Below are 18,153 nucleotides of genomic sequence, written 5' to 3'. Positions count from 1 at the left end.
TGACCGAGATTGCACAAGCTCTATCGCAAGTTGATGATGAAACAAAGCGTAATGAATTAGGCGTTAAATTTTTCGGTAGATGATAAATTGTGCCGAAGTAAAATCGCGGTATAAAGCAAAGAGGGTGCGAATCCTAATTTGAACCGAAGGCTATACAAAGTATAGTCAGGGGCAGAGCATAGAGGGTGAAAAGATATAATCCCTCCACGAGACCGCGACACTTCTTTATAAGTGAAAACGTATGCCGAGCTTGCATTAATATGAAGTGCAAGAAGTAGAGGATAAAAAGCCTTTACGATAACAAAATGACAATGTACGAAGATCAAGGACAAAACATCATTTATACTTTGCTAGGTGCGAAAGAGAAAACAGTTGATTTTGGGAAGCAACAAGATAAACTGAATGATTCTATTAAGAAAATGGATGCAAATCCAGCAGTTAAATTTCAAAAAGCGATGCAGGATTTACAAGTTGCGCTTCAGCCAGTTCTTAGTGTCATAGCAGATGTCATCTCCAAAATAGCTGAATGGGTTTCAAACAATCCAAAGTTAGCAGCCACATTAACGGCTGTTGCAATAGCTATTGGCGTAATTTCAGGTGCAATTATGGCGCTTGCTCCTATAGTTATGACAGTCATGAGCTTCTTTGGGATTGGAGCTTTAGCAGCAGCTGGACTTGTTGCTATCGTTCCTATTATTATCGCAGCTATAGTGGCTCTAGGAGTTGCTATTTATAAAAATTGGGATTCTATAAAACAGTGGACTATTGATATGTGGAATTCTATTAAAGAATATTTAATAGAACTTTGGAATGGCATCGTTCAATCCTCTAGTGAAGCATGGAATTCATTTTTAGAAACAATGCACTCATTTTTTAATCCGATAGGTCAGTTTTTTAGCGATTTATGGACAGGTATAGGCGAGATATGTAGTAATACCTGGAATTCTATTGTTGAATTCTTTTCTGGAGCTTGGGCTTCATTCACTGAAATGATGCATAGTTTCTTTGATCCGATAGGTGAATTCTTTAGTAGTTTATGGTCCGGAATTGTTGAAACGGCTTCTTCTTGGTGGTCATCTTTAGTTACAACAGCTTCTGAATTGTGGGGGACACTCGTACAAGCTTGGCAGGAAACGTGGAATACTGTACTTACGGTCTTAGACCCTATCATTTCATTGATTTCTACGGTTCTTGAGGCTGGTTGGTTATTAATACAAGCAGGAGTGCAAATTGCATGGGCAGCGATAAGTCAGTATATTATTCAACCAATCCAAGAAGCTTACAATTGGGTGAGTAAACAAATTGGCGAATTAGTTACATGGCTTGGTACACAATGGGAAATTGCAAAAGCCGTGGCCCAGGTTGCATGGGGATTACTTAAGCAATATATTATTCAGCCAGTCCAGGAAGCCTGGAGTACAACAAAAGAAAAATTCAGTGATTTGATTTCTTGGTTAAGCTCACAGTGGGAACTTGCTAAATCGTATACTCTTATGGCTTGGAATTTAGTTAAACAGTATGTAATTCAACCTGTTCAAGACTTGTGGAATACAACGAAACAAAAGCTTTCAGATTTAGCTAACTGGATATTAGGAAATTGGGAATCTATAAAATTGTATACACTCTCAGCCTGGAATTTAGTGAAGCAATATGTAATTCAACCAGTAACAGACGCTTATAATCAGGCAAAGCAAAAATTTACTGATTTATATAATTCAGCTAGAGAAAAATTCGACTCCGTAAAGAGTGCAGCACAAGAAAAATTTGAAGCAGCAAAACGATTTATTATTGAGCCAATTAAAGATGCAGTTGACAGTGTAGAAAAATTTATTGGGAAGATCAAGAGCTTCTTTAGTGACTTGAAGTTAAAAATTCCTAAACCTGAAATGCCACCTCTTCCACACTTTAGCTTGCAAACTAGTACGAAAAATATTTTAGGGAAGGATATTACATTCCCTTCTGGACTCAATATAGATTGGCGCGCAAAAGGTGGTATCTTCACTAAACCGACTATATTTGGAATGAATGGTGGCAATCTACAAGGTGCAGGAGAAGCCGGCAAAGAAGCGGTTTTACCATTGAATAAAAAGACACTCGGAGATATTGGCGCAGGAATCGTAGCAGCCATGCCACGACAACAATTTGTTATGCCGGGAGAAATAAATCAATTAATGGGTGAAATGGGCCGTATGATGGCTAATTCTGTGAGTCAATTATCAGGATTAAAGTCTGTCATGAGTGGTGTGTATGGAAGTATGTCAAACAGTAGACAAGCCATGACAAATAGTGTATCAAATCAAGTGATTAATAATTCTTTCGGATCATCTGGAGGCGGAGTAATTCCAATGCTTGGTGGCGATTTAGTTATTGAAGTGCCGGTTAATTTAGAAGGAAGAGACGTGGCACGCGGTACTTATCGCTATACAACCGAGTATCAAGAAAGAGAAGCAAAAAGAAACTCAGACTTTTAAGTTTGGGTTTCTTTTATTTTATAAAGAAACGAGGTGACAGTATGAGCTCTTTTACATTTAACAATATACGTAAGGATTTTATTCAAATCGAAAAAGGATGGAAAAGACCAGCTTGGGCACCATTAAAACGAAAATTTCTAAGTGTTCCAGGTTATCCAGGCGCAAGATTATTAACGACAGATACTGAAATGCGAGTTTTACCTGTTCCGGTCGGAATTATTGTTCCTGATGGGTCAGACTTAGAAACATTAAAAGAAGAAATAGCAGAGTGGTTAATTACAGAAAAACCTGTTGAATTAGTCTTTGATGTTACACCTGATAGGACATACCTGGCGGTTATTGATGAAGATTTTGATCCTGAGGATTTTATTACTTTAGGTAAAGGTACTTTGAATTTTGTTTGTCCAATGCCATATAAGTTAGGGCCTACTAAAACATTAGAATTTGAAATGGATGGGCGTGGGTTAATAGCAAATGTTCAAAACAAAGGAAGTGTAGAATCCAATCCAATTATAGAGGTTGAAGTAACGAAGCCTTCCACATTTCTTGATGTATGGAATGGAACGGATTATTTTCGCATTGGATATCCATTGAAAGCAGACCAGGTTCCAGTGGAAAGAAATCAACGTGTGTTATGGGACGAAATGGGGACAACAATAGGATGGACGGATGTTCCTAAAACAGAAGATATGACTGGTGGAGGAAAGTTTAAAACAGACGGATATCGTTTTATGGCTGAATATCTAGGTGAACCTACAGTAAAAGGTTGGCATGGTTGCATAGCCAAAAAGAATATTCCACAAGGACCATTACAGGATTTTATCATGCAAGCCTATGTACGTATTAATAGTCATCATTGGGATCAAATGGGACGTGTGGAAATAGGCCTTCTTGATGAAGATAGCGATTATGTAGCTCGTATATCGATGAGCGATGTTCAATGGGAAGCCGAGCAAAACAGTGGATTCGCTTCTGTTGGTAATAGTAAAAAACCAGGTGGACAGGTATTCATTAATGAACATGGAGATCACCCAGACACTTGGACAAATTTTAGAGGTCGTTTATGGCTTGCTCGAACTGGGAACAGATGGGAAGCGTATATTTCTAAATTTATTTTAGGTACGGAGATTGATGATGCTGAAAGGTTTGTTGTATGGTTCGATGAAAATAACGTCAATATGAATAAAATTACTCAAGTACAAATCAGTATTTCTCAATTCTCTAACAACATGTTTTGTTCGGAAATGTCTATTGACGATTTGAAAATTTGGAAGGTTAACATGAATACACAAAATAATCCGCCTTATATCTTTGATGTTGGTGACAAAGTAGTTATTGATACTGAGCGAAGTCTTGTAACGATAAATGGTAAAAGTGCTATTAATCTAAAAGATATGTTTAGTGACTATCCTGTTATTCATAAGAGTTCTAATAAACTAGAAATCATGCCTTCTACTGTCGGAACAGCCAAAGTAACGTATAGGGAGCGATTTAGATGAGAACACCAAGCGGAATTTTACATGTTGTTGATTTTAAAACGAGTCAAATCGTTTCCAATATACAACCAAAAGATTATTGGGACGATGTGCGACATTGGGAGATAAAAAATAACATTGATACTTTAGAGTTTAAAGTATTTGATAATACAGATCATGCAGCGACACTCATGCAGCAAAATTTAGTTTTAAAAGAAGTTCGTGATGGTCGCATTGTTCCATATGTAATTACTGAAGCTGAAAAAGATTCAGATGATAGATCGGTCATTGCTTATGCATCTGGTGAATGGATTCAACTCGCGAAAGCTGGCATTATCAATCCACAGAAGATTGTAGGTAAAACAGTCAATGAGTTTATCGATATAGCTCTTGTGGGTACGAAGTGGAAAAGAGGAAAAACAGAATACGCTGGCTTCCACACTATGACGATTGATGAATTCATAGATCCACTGAAATTTTTAAAGGACATTGCTGCCTTGTTCGATTTAGAAATTCAATATCGCGCAGAAGTTGTAGGGTCTCAAATTGTTGGTCGTTATGTAGATATGGTGAAAAAGCGAGGACGTGATACAGGTAAAGAAGTAACTCTTGGTAAAGATTTGATGGGTATCAAACGAATTGAGAATTCCCAAAACATCTGTACAGCCCTATTAGGGTTTGTAAAAAAAGAAGGTGGAGATTTTATAACCATCTCTAGTATTAATAATGGAGTTCCTTATCTTGTAGACAGTGATGCGTTTCAGCGATGGAATGAGCGAGGCCAACATAAATTTGGCTTTTATACACCAGAAACAGAAGAAGATATAACACCACAACGCCTTTTAACTCTTATGAAAACAGAACTAGCCAAACGAATAAATACATCTTATATATATGAAGTTCAAGCACAAAGTATAGGTCGTGTATTTGGATTAGTTCATGAGCTGATAAATGAGGGGGATACAATCCGAATAAAAGATACAGGATTTACACCAAAGCTTTATTTAGAAGCAAGGGCAATCGCTGGTGATGAATCACATACTAATCCTTTGCAAGATAAATACGCATTTGGTGATTACCGAGAAATTGTGGATGCTAATGAAGAATTACGTAAGCTCTACAATAAAGTCCTGGCTTCATTAGGTAGTAAACAAGAAATTTTAAATCAGCTAGATAAGTTAGTTAAAGAGACTGCTGAAAAAGCAAATGATGCTCAAAAAGAATCTGAATCCGCTAAGAAACTGGCTGAAAAGGTCCAGGAAAACCTGAAAAATAATGCGGTAAATATTATTGAAGCTAAAAATCCACCGACCAATAATCTTATAGTAGGTAAAACATTATGGAGAGATATTAGTAATGGTAAGCCTGGTATTTTAAAAGTGTGGAACGGTAAGGATTGGGAACTTCTTATTCCTGATGTGGAGTCAGTTAAGAAAGATACATTGGAGCAGGTTAATAAGGATATTCAGGTCACAAAAGAAGAATTAAATAAGAAAGTGGAAGAAGCGCACAACGAAACTTCGGGACAATTCAAGGAAGTTAAAAATAGTCTCCAAGAAGTTTCGCAAACGATTAAAAATGTACAAAACTCTCAAGGTGAAATTAATAAAACTGTTTCTGAAATGAAACAAACTAACGAGGGTTTTACTAAATCTATTGACTCGTTAACAAAAAAAGATGGTGAAATCACTGAAAAATTAAATACAGTGGTAGAGACTGCTGAAGTTACGAAAAAGACCATCTCTGAGGTGCAGCAAACAACTAATGATTTAAAGAAAACCACAACTGAAATTACAGAAAAGGCTGGCCAAATTAGTGAGAAGTTGGGGAGCGTAGAAAAGAAAGTTAATAACGATAAAGCTGGAGGACGTAATCTTTTATTAGATTCAAATACTAAATATGACAAACCAGATTATCTAATTAACCAATATTCTCTAACTGAAAATTTTGTTGCAGGTGAGGAATATACTTTTGTAATTAAAGGGAGTGTACCTGCAGGTCAAAAGTTTGGTATTTGGATGAATGGCGGGTCTAGCAATGTTGGATATGCAACAAGTGTTTATGTGAATGGAATTACCTATGTAACTTTTAAAGCTGTAGCAGCAACGAGTGGAAATGAAAGAAAGTTGAGTCTGTATAACTTTCCAAGTAACACTACAAAAGCCATTGTAGAATGGGTTGCTTTATATAAAGGTAATAAGCCACAGGATTGGACACCAGCTCCAGAAAATCAAGTAACGAGTGATGAATTCACTAAGAAAACAACCGAGATTGAAAAAAGTGTGGATGGTATTAAAGAAAGTATAAAAACGGTAGAAAAAACACAAACCTCTTTTAATGAACGTGTTAACACTGTAGAAAAGAATGCAGAAGGAACAACTGCAAGTGTTAAGAAATTACAGGAAACACAAACTGAGCAAGGGAAAACGCTTAGTGAGGCTACTACAACAATAGGTCAACATTCTGAAGCATTGAAGTTAACGATGAAAAAGAAAGATGTTGAGGATTATGTTGGTGGAATCGGTAATCAAACTGTATTACGGAATGTTCTTTGGAAGAATGATACAAAATATTGGGTTCTTCAATCAGGCACAACAAGAGATATACAAGTCACTTATAAGGGATGCAATTCACTTAGTGTTATTACTACAGGTAATGCGAGCGATTTGTATAAAGGAGCATCGCACGATTATATAAACGCTGGGCCTGGATGGAATTATGTTTTCTCTGCTTACTTTTATACAGATAACAAAGCTAGTATAGATGCCGGAGCTGCTATCGAGCTCCAATGTTACGATATAAACAATAAAATGATTAAAAGTTACTTGCAAGAAATAACTATTTCACAAGGAACATGGATTCGTACACATGTGGCAGGGTTATTAGTCGAAGGTACAAAAAAAGTTAAAGTGCTGTTTTGGGTTCGTAAAAATGGTCGTCTATGGATGGCACAACCCATGCTACAAATTGGTGATAAACCTTCTTCATTTATGGAGAACCCTGTTGATATTGTAGATAAAGATAAAATCATGGAAGAATTGGCCGATAAGATAGCAACTAAAGATTACGATAAAAAAGTAACCGAATTAGAAAGAAGTATCGCTGCTAATGAAGAAGGCGTTACTATCATTTCCGGAAAACAGGAAAGTTTTATTAATGAGACCTATAATGCCTATGTAAAGAAAACGGAATCTAAGTTACAGGTATTAGACGAAGGAATCCTTGCACAGATTTTAAAGGATGGTATCGTTACTGCCATCAATATGTCTCCTGGGAAAATCACAATCAATGCTGCAAAACTGGATATTAATGCCGATACGATCGTGAAATGGTTAACTGCAAAAGGCATTGATACAAATCTTATTCGAATTAACGGTGATAAAATAACCATCGATAAAGACGGTGTAACTGTTAAAATGCTAGACTTCCTTTTTGAAGATGAATGGGGAACGAAAACAACCGTTATGCCAAAACGAAACTTAATAGCCGATCATGATTTTTCTAGTGTTCCAAAATTGAACATAGGTAACCCTAATTATCAGGGGTTTGGTGCTGGATATGGCCTACCTTGGAAAGTACAAGGAAACGGTGTAGTGATAGAAAATAACACTTTTATATTTAACTATGAACAAATGGTAAATGCAGTCCGTGTTGACACATATAATTATCCAGAAACAAAAGTTCAAAACGGGATTCATCCAGGAAACTCATATACATTGTCAGCGCATTATAGAACCGCACAGATCAATGGTGTGCGTACAACTGCAAAACCACGATTGCAGGTATGTTTTGTTACGCCATTGGATGAAGTGAGTTATAAAATTTGGCACGAAATATATAAAGATTTTCCAGAGCCATCTACATTTTATGGTGAAATTAGAAGGTATAATTTCACATTTACCGTTCCTAACAATTACAATCCACAAGAACATATGATTGTAGTTAAAGTTACAGCTGCAAATGCGCAAGTTTCTGCGGGTAGAGCTGTTTGTGTTTCAGGGATAACATTGGTTAGTGGTAACTATGCTTGCATGTATAACTGGGATCGTGCAGCTGCAGAAAGGGCCGATGGTCTTCAACCGTTTAATAGAATTGCTATAGGCAGCGTAAATAACAACATAGGTCCAGCTGATCATGGGCAGACCTTTGATATACGTACCGAAAAGGATGTAAACATAAATCAACCTATTCTAACGCAGGGAATAAATTTAGGGCGTAATAGAATGGGCCAAGCTGGGTCCATTCGTTTCTTTGATGGCGGTCAAGGCTATGGGTTTTATTTTATGGGAATGGGAGGACAATGGTACAAGCTACCTAACGTTTAGGAGGAAAATATATGGATGATTACAAAGATTTACAAGGTTATCCCTTACAAGCGGGACAAGGTGCTCCGTTTGCTGGTAGGTTAGTAGATTCAGAAAGAAACGAAAACGGAGTATTTGTGCGAATTCCTTTTGATATGCTAAACAATGCCGGTTTATATGGTACTAATAAAGTAGAGGTGTGGGGGGAAACGGATGGAACGATATATTTCCGTATTGCAACAAGATGCGAAATATGTAAACGTGGAGCTCGTCTGTACGCACTGGATATGGGGTTTGCGAAAAAGAATATTTGTTTAGAGTGTTATACATCACTTACAGGAAATTATCCATCTCAAGAACTGCCAACACCAACTAATGCAAATAACCCACAAACACAGCAGGAGCAGCAATAGCTGGTCTTTTTTATTTTGAAAAGGAGGAAAGAATATGGATCGTATTGATGTACTATTAAAAACTTTTATTGCCACTTTTGGTGGCTTCTGTGGGTATTTCTTAGGAGGATGGGATGCAACATTGAAAATCTTAGTCACAATGGCAGTTATTGATTATTTAACTGGCATGATTGCAGCAGGATATAACGGAGAATTAAAAAGCAAAGTTGGTTTCAAAGGCATCGCCAAAAAGGTGGTGCTTTTTCTTTTAATTGGAGCGGCAGCCCAATTAGATGCAGCGTTAGGAAGCAATAGCGCTATTCGTGAAGCAACAATTTTCTTCTTCATGGGTAATGAATTACTTTCACTTTTAGAAAATGCTGGTCGAATGGGTATTCCGTTGCCACAAGCTTTAACAAATGCAGTTGAAATTTTAGGTGGTAAACAAAAACAAGAAGAGAAAAAGGGAGATGTTCAATAATGGGACACATTTTAGATATTTCAAAATGGAATGGTAATATTAACTGGCCTGTAGCAAAGCAACATATTGATTTTATTATTGCACGTGTACAAGATGGTTCAAATTATGTAGATCCATTATATAAGGGGTATGTACAAGCTATGAAGCAACATGGTATTCCTTTTGGTAACTATGCATTCTGTCGTTTTGTTTCTGAAAATGATGCACGTATAGAAGCTTGTGACTTCTGGAATCGCGGAGACAAGAGCGCAACAGTCTGGGTTGCTGATGTGGAAGTAAAAACAATGAATGATATGAGAGCGGGGGCGCAAGCGTTTATCGATGAATTACGTCGATTAGGTGCTCAGAAAGTTGGTTTATATGTTGGCCATCATATGTATGCTCCATTCGGAATGGTAAATGTAAAATCTGACTTTGTATGGATTCCTCGTTATGGTGGGAATAGACCAGCTTATCCATGTGATATCTGGCAATACACTGAAACAGGAAATGTACCTGGTATTGGAAAGTGTGATTTGAATGAATTAATTGGAAGCAAGTCGTTAGATTGGTTTACAAATAAATCGTATAAAGAAGAAAGAGTGGAGATTATCGTGAACAAACATAATAAGGTGGTTTCTTATGAATTTGGTGTAAATTTAATTCCCGAAATGATTCAAATGATGGATAAGCTTGGATACACTTCAAAAATTGTTTCCCGCGGAGATCGTCAGGGGCTTGTTTATTTCGAGTCGGATTATCGTCAAGGTAGCGAGCTAGATAAAGCAACAGCATGGTTAGATGCTAAAGGATTAAATTATTACTATACAAAAGAATAATTTGGTGAGAAATAAAGTGCATAATAATAGCAAAGGTAAAACATACTATGTAACAGCAAATGAAGCCTGTGTGTATGTAAAGTAATTAAAAAGCTGACAATAATTAGTCAGCTTTTTAATTACTATAATCTAGTATTTATCAGTCCGAAAGGCATGTTCTTTGCCTTTAAGTTGGTACTGAAAATCTTACCAATGTTTCTTTTTACAATGGCAACAAATAAAGAAACAGTTACAACGACACTTATTTCGATTGAACTTCCAATCATCATCACAATGGTGCTTGTCTTTAGATTTCCACCAATCGTCATCACAATGGCGCTTATCTTTAGATTTCCACCAATCATCACAACAATGATTTTTCTTAGAACTCCAGCAATCATTATTCCAGGACATTCTTTTATACCTCCCTTCAATTAGGGTTAGTATTATTCTATGTTTTAGTAAAAAAACTGCTTGTTTATTAACCTATTATTATACTTTTATATGATAGAGAGTTTTCTACTAGATAAAGAATTCATAAAAACTATGCTAATTTTCATGGGAGAATAGAAGAAATAAAAAAGTGCTAACAAGTTTGCAAACGAACTTGCTAACACTTATACGAAATAGACATAAATTATCGCTGATATATCATCTTCAATAATAGCCATAATCAATTAATACACACTAACAAGAAATAATCATAAAAACAGTCTTAATATCAAGAATATAATCATCCAGATATTCCTTTACTTTTAAGACGGAAACGAGGCATGATATTGATTTCTACCTCAGAGTTTGCGTCAAATAATAAAAAAATCCGGTTTGTAAAGCTAAAAATACAACAAGCTACAACCGGTATGAAATGGATTAAGATATTTAGAAATTTAAAAGATGATTTTCAAATAGGGGGAGAGGTGGATTTAGACCATATTCTCCAATATCCGAAAGATTATATTGTAGGAGAAAATAAAAGGGTGTTATTTCCATACAATGAGAGAATTTATAAAGTTCAAGGTACTAAAATAGAACCGGGTATAAAGGTAAAGGAAAGAGAGTATTTATTTAAAGAATTTCAGCGTAAATTCTCTTATTTCACAATACTTCCAGAATGTAAAAAGGTAGCAACAAATAACAAAAATGAATTATTTCCTTTATTTGCACCAAAAGGATTAGAGACATTAACATTAGAAGTTTGGTCTGAAAATATAGCGCTGGAAATAGAACAAGCATTACTTGAGAGTGAAATTGTTTTGACTAAAGTTGGTGAAAATTCTTATGTATTGAATACAGATTTTCCAGTGTTATTAAAGATTGTGAGATATAATATTGAAAAGGTGTTACAAAATCCATATAAAATGCAATATTGCCAAAAATATAAAACAAATCTTGTAGATGATGTTAAGAAAGCTGTCTATGCTACCGCGGGTAAGCGCAGTGATGCGACATTAGCATTAATCGCAATGAAAAATTGTGATGGACGCGAAAAAATTGATCCAAAACAAATCATTAGAGAGGGATTTGCACGAACAAACCGTATTTCAACATTTATTAATTTATTTATAGGCCAAAGTGTATCTCGTAAAACAATTGTAAATAGTATTTTTAGTCTATTAGAACAAAAAGGATTTTTGAAGCGTAGTTGGAATAAGATAAATTTACCTTGTACATATGTTAGTTTATCAATTGAACGAATATCGAAATTTGATTTCTTACCTATTTTTTCAAAAATAAAAGGAAAAGAAATTTTATATAAATTATATGGGAATACAGAGTGGCAAACGATTGATTACGTAATATTAAATATAAATAAACATAATGCATTTTTACCACAACCATCAAAGAGAAATGATATGGGGGCTCTTTTTAAACAATATGTTTTCGAAACATTAATGGAAATTGTACAATATGCAAAAGAACAAAATGAACAAGTTTACTTCATTGTAGATGCAAATTTGAGAAAATATTGGATAAAAGAGTTACAAAATAAAGAAATTAATACAGATATTTTACCTGATATTGTTCCAGAGGTGTTAAAGGTTCCAAATTTAAATATTATTAGAATAAATACAGGTTTTGATGTACCAAGTTACGGTGTAATAGTACGCGATGATGCTCTAGATAGCATTGGCTTATATGCAGATCAAAAAGGGATGTATTATAGCACTGGTGAATATTCACTTAATTGTAGTGGGACTTTTCATCGATATATACTTGAAATTCTACCATTAGGTGTAAAACCTGTAGAAAGGGATTATATCGCTAAAATGATACATTACATGTGCTGTAATTCTAGTATGATTTCGAAAAAGAATGTACACTTGACATATTCCATGCATATGGAAAAGGTAATAAAGAGTTATATTACTGACATAGACGCAAGAGAGTTCAAAGAATTTGATGATGAATTGGATGTAGATGTAGTAAAAGTAGAAAAGTAAGATTCAATTACACTACTTTAAATACTAGTAAACAAATCCTGCTCGTTATATCGATTAGGATTTGTCATTTTTTTATGTAAATAAGGATATCCTTTGTCAAGTATCTTTTCGTTTACATATTTACTTTATGTGCAGACAGGATTAATATGTTTTTTAGAAATACAAAAACTATATCATATGGAAAAACGATTTTTATTAATTGAAAAAATTTGAAAGGAATGGGGAATTGTGAAGAAATTAGATGTGCTCTTAATGCTATTGAGCGTCCTCTTTCCAATTGCAGGACTTATAAAGCAAATCCCTCTAGAACAATCTATATATATTGGAGGACTTTTATTTTTTACTAGTTTCGGTAGTTATTTTGCTAAAAAGATGTATTCACGTATATGTAGCTGGATAGCGTATGCGCCATTTATAACATTACTGTTAGTTATTTGGCATCAGGATATTTCAACAAGCTCAATCATAGCAAATGCGAAAATTGCAGCATGTGTCGCGTTAATACCATGTTTATTCCGTTTTCGTACATATGGACTTACTTTGGGCTTATTCTCATTATGGGCCGCTTTACTATGGGATATAAAAGAAGTACAGTCGTTAGTCATACTTGAACGCATAACGAGTTTAATGACAAGCCATTATGTATATATATTACTATTAATTGGAGGACTTGTAATAGGAGGATTACTTGCGATGTTCATTCACCGCAAAGAGAAAGATAATAATAAAGAAAATATAAATCTACTTGGACCAAAAAAGAAACGCAAAAGATTATCATTTAAGATTCGTCTTCCAAGATTACCGAAATTAAAGATGAAACTATTTAAGTTTGGTGGGAAAGAATCCAAAAGTAAAATGCCAGAAAAGATAAATGAGCATAAGTACGAAGGACCAGTTGCAACATATGAAATGACAGAGCAAATAGATCCATACAAAGAAAATGCAGTTCAAGGTCAAACAAGGATGGAACGCCGAAGAAATAGGTATAATGCATAATGAAGTTTAATAACCTCGTAATGACTTATCTTAATATTGATAAATCATTACGGTTTTTTTTATGTAATGAAATGAAAGTTGCTATTGCGGAGAGGAATAGCATATTTTATAGATAGGAACTAAAATAAGGGGAGGATAAAATGCTTATCATTACATATATATCTGCTTGTATATTATTCTTAGTTAGCTTTTTACATGTATATTGGGCTTTCGGAGGTAATTGGGGGACAAATAGTGTTATTCCAACTAAATCAGGGGAAAAGGCGTTTACACCTCGCGCCGGAATGACAATGTTCATTGCATTATTATTAAGTATGGTAGCAATAACTTTGTTGCAACAAGCAAAAATTGTTCATTTTGCAGTTCCTAATTTTATTATTCAAGTCGGTTCCTAGATTTGTATGATCATCTTTTCTATTAGAGTAATTGGTGAGTTTAATTATTTTGGTATCTTTAAACGACAAAAAAATACGCACTTTGCTAGAATGGATACCTGTTTATATATTCCACTTTGTGCATTGTTATCTTTATCTTTCTTATTAGCAATAACTTTGTGAGTAAATAATAGTAGTTTCTTTTCTCAAAATACATGTAAACGTGAGAAATCTAAGAGTAAATAAAAGGATGTAAGCGCCTTCTTGTCGAAATGTAAATTATTATGAAAGGCGGTGACACTATGAAGTATGTAAAAGTTAGTATGAATGGTGGAAGTGAACACAAATTCTCAATGACTTTAGATCGGTTTGAAGAACTTATTACTACAGAGAATGGGATATTAGAAAATAAATTAGTATGTATTGAAAATGTAATGATTAATCCTACTAATATATCTTCTGTAGTTGAAAAAATTGGTGTACCGGCTAAGTTTATGGAAGCTTAAAATCGTTAGATAAAAAACATCCATTGAGGATGTTTTTTAATTTATAAATATGAAATTGTACAGTGAATATTTGAGTAGATTTTTTAGTAATGACTATGCATATATTAAGTACCTGAACATGGTGCTTAATACATGCACGAAATAATAAGTATAAGCATATATTATGTAGTAGGACAAGATCTTTGTGTCCTACTTAATACTCAGAAAAAACCTCTAATCACATAAGAGCATCCAATTGCAGGGTGCTCTTATTTTTTATAAAAATCTACTACGAGCCTTATTTTATAGTAGGATGCAATAATAAAAGGCTATTTTGAAATATTGTTCTTTAGCCTTTAATTTTAAATTTATCTTTAACGTTAATAAATATTAAAAATAATATGATAGCAGAAATTAAGTTAGATAAGTAGAAATTTTGATGAAACAATAGTTCAAAGATGACATCGAAAGTAACGAATAAAGCAATAGTAGGTAGTATGCAAATAAATATAAATCTCCAATTTTTTAAGTAATGTTTATAATTTGTAAGTACTTTATCCATAAATATAGCTCCTATATTTTTGTTTTTATATAATTATACATTTAGATACAAGGATTTTCAAAGTAAAAATATTTAGCAATTCAAAAATATAAGGAGAGCTTTTGTTGAAAATCCAGATTGCTGTAGCAATGTGAATTTGACTTTAAAGAACTATACTAAAATGATACACTATAATCTACGTTATTTTTGAAATGAATAGAGGGATTTGTGTGATAGATAAAATTAAAAATGCTGTAGGGGATATGTACGAAGATGAGGCTAAAGATTTACTTCAAAGTATTCTCATACAGTTAAACTTATTAGAAGAAAACTATAGTGAAGATACAATTAAAAATTTGATGGATATTCCGAAACAATTAACGAGTAATCCTACTTATAAAAGGAATGTAATAGAAAGTACGCACGTACATATTGCTTTTGATGATTCAACGGCTGGTTGCTTAAAATATATGTTAAGCCAAGAAGAGTTATATGAAGAGAGTGTTGTTGCTTTTTCTGAATTCTTTTCAATTGGACCGATATATAAGTTGCATACGAATGAGGGGCAACTAGCAAGACAGAAGTGGTTAATAAATAATTTAACTGCTTATGATAGTTATTTTGAAGAAGAATATTTATCAAGATTTATAGCAACTATAGAAGAACTACATACTATTCCTGTTGAAACGCCTATTACAATTTGGAAGGCTGATAATGCACATGAACATGTAGGCCTAAGTTTTGTAATAGCACAATTAAAGAATAAGAAAAACATTCGAGTTGTTAATACGTCTGAAGCAAGTAGAGAAATATTAAAACAAGAGTATGATATTCGTGGAACGGGAGAATTACCACCTGAAAGTTTAGCTTTATTCCAAAAAAGTTTTATAAAGTTACCTTATTTAACTGAAGAGAAGCGAATGAAGTTTGAACATGAGTGGGATAGATTATCGGAAAGCATAGAATGTTTAAGAGTGTGGAAAGAAAATGAAGTGCATTCTGTACAAGAAGATTATTTTGATCAATTTATAATTGAATGCGCGAAAAGTGTGGGTGCTGATCGAGAGTTCCTCAAAGCTCCTAGAGTAATTGGTGAAGCACTTGGTCTTGTTGAACAATTGGTTGGAGATACTTTCTTAGAATATCGCTTGAAACAATTAATTAAACAAGAAGTATTTGAATTTGAAGGTACGTTAGATGAAATGCGTTTTTATAGTGTGAAGTTAAGGAAATAATAAACACATTCTATTTTTGAAAGGCTCGTATTTTTAATAATACGAGCTTTTTAAGTTGAATTTGGGCTATACATAAGCTTCCCAGCGAGGGCATATCACATATGAATGGTAAAGGTAATGAATGAAAAGAAGGTGATTTGTTAATATGTATAATCAACAAAATTATCCATATGATCAAGCGATGTATTACAATACACAAAACTACGGGTATGAACCTACAAATGAAGTGAGAGATATTGAACAAGAAGATTACAGACCAGATGATGCGGAAGATGCTCCAACGTCACCACCACCGTCACAAGCGCCGTCGTTACCGTCTACATTTGCTTCTCCAGCACAACCAGGTAATATGAAATCATGGATGTGTAACTGTCTAGGAAGATGGGGCTATTTACGCTTACATCGTCCTGGTCCTTTCGGAAGGGATTTATGGTTCTTCCCGACTGAAGTGAGAAGAAATGGAGTGTCAGGTTACACGTGGCAAGGTGGTCGTCGTCGTAAAGTAAGTTATCGCTATCAACAAATTAGTAATTTTATGTGCTTCGCATAAAGAGAAGTGAGAGAGTGAAACGATTTTACTCTCTCACTTTTTTATTTTTCAATATACGAAGTAAGATTTTGATTAAAAATTTACAATTTTCACGTTTTTATTAGAGTATAATGCATATGTTGGGTTGGTTTTCAAAAACAAATGAGAGTGAGGGAATACAATGTCAATGAAAAACAAAGTTGGACTAAAAATAGAGGATGGCATTAATTTAGCTTCAGCTCAATTTAAAGAAGATGCGTATGAAATTTATAAAGAATCTAGAAAAATGCAACCTATCTTATTTGTGAATAAAACTGAACTAGGAGCGGAATGGCTTGTCACAAGATATGAAGATGCCTTGCCGCTTTTAAAAGACAGTCGCTTAAAAAAAGATCCAGCCAATATATTTCCTCAAGATGCATTGAATGTGTTTCTTACGGTTGACAATAGTGATTATTTAACTACTCATATGTTAAATTCAGATCCACCTAACCATAATCGTCTACGATCACTCGTACAAAAAGCTTTTACACCGAAGATGATCACGCAATTGGAAGGAAGAATACAGGATATTGCAGATGGTTTGTTAAATGAAGTCGAGCGAAAGGGTTCATTAAATCTTGTTGATGATTATTCGTTCCCTTTACCTATCATTGTAATAAGTGAAATGCTCGGTATTCCAAAAGAAGATCAAGCGAAATTTAGAATTTGGTCTCATGCTGTCATTGCTTACCCAGAAACACCAGAAGAAATAAGAGAAACTGAAAAGCAACTATCTGAGTTTATTACATATCTTCATTATTTAGTTGATATTAAAAGAAAAGAGCCAAAAGAAGACTTGGTGAGTGCTTTAATACTTGCAGAGAGTGAAGGGCATAAACTTAGCGCTCGGGAACTATATTCAATGATAATGCTATTAATTGTAGCAGGACACGAGACGACAGTGAATTTAATTACAAATACGGTATTAGCACTTCTTGAAAATCCAAATCAATTACAGTTATTAAAAGAAAACCCAAAATTAATTGATGCTGCTATTGAGGAAGGATTACGATATTATTCTCCAGTTGAGGTTACAACTTCAAGATGGGCAGCGGAGCCATTTCAAATTCACGACCGAACAATCGAAAAAGGAGATATGGTTGTCATTGCCTTAGCTTCTGCAAACCGTGATGAAACTGTATTTGAAAACCCAGAAGTATTCGAGATTACTCGGGAAAATAATCGTCATATTGCCTTTGGTCATGGTAGTCATTTCTGCTTAGGCGCCCCACTTGCTAGGTTGGAAGCAAAGATTGCTATTACTACTTTGTTTAATCGAATGCCTGAACTACAAATAAAAGGGAATCGTGAAGAAATTAAATGGCAAGGTAACTATTTAATGCGTTCTTTAGAGGAATTACCTTTAACTTTCTAGAATAGTTAAAAGGAGACATGCATACATCGAAAATGATTTACATAGAGTATGTATGTATTATTTAAATTCGAAACGGAAGGGTGAAGACATCCCGATGATCAACTAATTCTATTTATAAGAGATCTTCGTTAAAAAACGAAATATTCTTCTGAATAGGGTTAGTCTGTACATTTATAGAAAAGGGATGTATTTCGCTCTGCGAATATATAGTCTTT

The 18,153-nt window shown here is 34.3% G+C and carries 14 protein-coding genes and 2 pseudogenes; 14 read left to right on the top strand and 2 right to left on the bottom strand.

Features of this window, described 5'->3' with window-relative positions; translation table 11 throughout:
• The first annotated feature begins 305 nt into the window (after positions 1-305).
• From CGQ22_RS13640 to CGQ22_RS32920, 7 genes and pseudogenes are all read left to right on the top strand, one after another.
• Positions 306-2,471 carry a phage tail tape measure protein gene (locus CGQ22_RS13640; RefSeq protein WP_089148844.1) on the top strand — a complete coding sequence of 722 codons (2,166 nt, stop codon included), beginning with the start codon at positions 306-308 and terminating at the stop codon, positions 2,469-2,471.
• Between the two features lie 41 nt (positions 2,472-2,512).
• Complete coding sequence (locus tag CGQ22_RS13635; protein ID WP_089148843.1) at positions 2,513-3,970, top strand: distal tail protein Dit; 1,458 nt, start codon at positions 2,513-2,515, stop codon at positions 3,968-3,970.
• Positions 3,967-8,271 (top strand): phage tail spike protein, encoded by a 4,305-nt coding sequence (locus CGQ22_RS13630; protein WP_089148842.1) that lies wholly within the window; start codon positions 3,967-3,969, stop codon positions 8,269-8,271. Before CGQ22_RS13635 ends, CGQ22_RS13630 begins: the two co-directional genes overlap by 4 nt.
• An 11-nt stretch (positions 8,272-8,282) precedes the next feature.
• Positions 8,283-8,663: a hypothetical protein gene (locus CGQ22_RS13625; RefSeq protein WP_089148841.1), complete on the top strand. Its 381-nt coding sequence runs from the start codon at positions 8,283-8,285 to the stop codon at positions 8,661-8,663.
• 34 nt (positions 8,664-8,697) lie between these two features.
• Positions 8,698-9,123, top strand: a complete 426-nt coding sequence (locus CGQ22_RS13620) for a phage holin family protein (RefSeq protein WP_089148840.1) — start codon at positions 8,698-8,700, stop codon at positions 9,121-9,123.
• Positions 9,123-9,941: a GH25 family lysozyme gene (locus tag CGQ22_RS13615; RefSeq protein ID WP_089148839.1), complete on the top strand. Its 819-nt coding sequence runs from the start codon at positions 9,123-9,125 to the stop codon at positions 9,939-9,941. Before CGQ22_RS13620 ends, CGQ22_RS13615 begins: the two co-directional genes overlap by 1 nt.
• A gap of 10 nt (positions 9,942-9,951) precedes the next feature.
• Positions 9,952-10,026: pseudogene (locus CGQ22_RS32920) on the top strand (N-acetylmuramoyl-L-alanine amidase); the annotation flags it as partial.
• 37 nt (positions 10,027-10,063) lie between these two features.
• On the opposite strand, the gene CGQ22_RS13610 reads toward CGQ22_RS32920, so the two are convergent.
• Entirely contained in the window at positions 10,064-10,321 is a 258-nt protein-coding gene (locus CGQ22_RS13610) for a hypothetical protein (protein WP_000560126.1), read from the bottom strand.
• Between the two features lie 378 nt (positions 10,322-10,699).
• On the opposite strand from CGQ22_RS13610, the gene CGQ22_RS13605 reads away from it, so the two are divergent.
• From CGQ22_RS13605 to CGQ22_RS13590, 4 genes and pseudogenes are all read left to right on the top strand, one after another.
• Positions 10,700-12,361 (top strand): RNaseH domain-containing protein, encoded by a 1,662-nt coding sequence (locus tag CGQ22_RS13605; protein ID WP_139032753.1) that lies wholly within the window; start codon positions 10,700-10,702, stop codon positions 12,359-12,361.
• Between the two features lie 228 nt (positions 12,362-12,589).
• Positions 12,590-13,357, top strand: a complete 768-nt coding sequence (locus CGQ22_RS13600; protein ID WP_000732212.1) for a DUF3959 family protein — start codon at positions 12,590-12,592, stop codon at positions 13,355-13,357.
• A 140-nt stretch (positions 13,358-13,497) separates the two neighbouring features.
• Positions 13,498-13,914: pseudogene (locus tag CGQ22_RS13595) on the top strand (DUF3995 domain-containing protein).
• Positions 13,915-14,033: 119 nt separating this feature from the next.
• On the top strand, positions 14,034-14,237 hold the full coding sequence (locus tag CGQ22_RS13590) for a hypothetical protein (RefSeq protein WP_000878369.1): 204 nt from the start codon (positions 14,034-14,036) through the stop codon (positions 14,235-14,237).
• 328 nt (positions 14,238-14,565) lie between these two features.
• Here CGQ22_RS13590 and CGQ22_RS13585 read toward each other — a convergent pair whose 3' ends face one another.
• The gene (locus CGQ22_RS13585; RefSeq protein ID WP_000362072.1) at positions 14,566-14,778 is read right to left on the bottom strand and encodes a hypothetical protein; all 213 of its coding nucleotides are present in this window, start codon (positions 14,776-14,778) and stop codon (positions 14,566-14,568) included.
• A 209-nt stretch (positions 14,779-14,987) separates the two neighbouring features.
• Between CGQ22_RS13585 and CGQ22_RS13580 the strand changes: the two genes are divergently transcribed.
• The 3 genes from CGQ22_RS13580 (at position 14,988) to cypA (ending at position 17,938) form a co-directional block, all read left to right on the top strand.
• Positions 14,988-15,992 (top strand): DUF1835 domain-containing protein, encoded by a 1,005-nt coding sequence (locus CGQ22_RS13580; RefSeq protein ID WP_000565702.1) that lies wholly within the window; start codon positions 14,988-14,990, stop codon positions 15,990-15,992.
• A gap of 145 nt (positions 15,993-16,137) precedes the next feature.
• The gene (locus tag CGQ22_RS13575; RefSeq protein ID WP_000282694.1) at positions 16,138-16,542 is read left to right on the top strand and encodes a hypothetical protein; all 405 of its coding nucleotides are present in this window, start codon (positions 16,138-16,140) and stop codon (positions 16,540-16,542) included.
• A gap of 160 nt (positions 16,543-16,702) precedes the next feature.
• Positions 16,703-17,938: a cytochrome P450 gene (cypA, locus tag CGQ22_RS13570; protein ID WP_000062091.1), complete on the top strand. Its 1,236-nt coding sequence runs from the start codon at positions 16,703-16,705 to the stop codon at positions 17,936-17,938.
• The last annotated feature ends 215 nt before the right edge of the window (positions 17,939-18,153 follow it).

Origin of the sequence: Bacillus sp. M13(2017), assembly GCF_002218325.1 — a bacterium.
Lineage (GTDB): Bacteria > Bacillota > Bacilli > Bacillales > Bacillaceae_G > Bacillus_A > Bacillus_A thuringiensis_K.
Note: the sequence above shows the minus strand (reverse complement) of the source record. Positions and strands in the feature narration are given on the sequence as shown.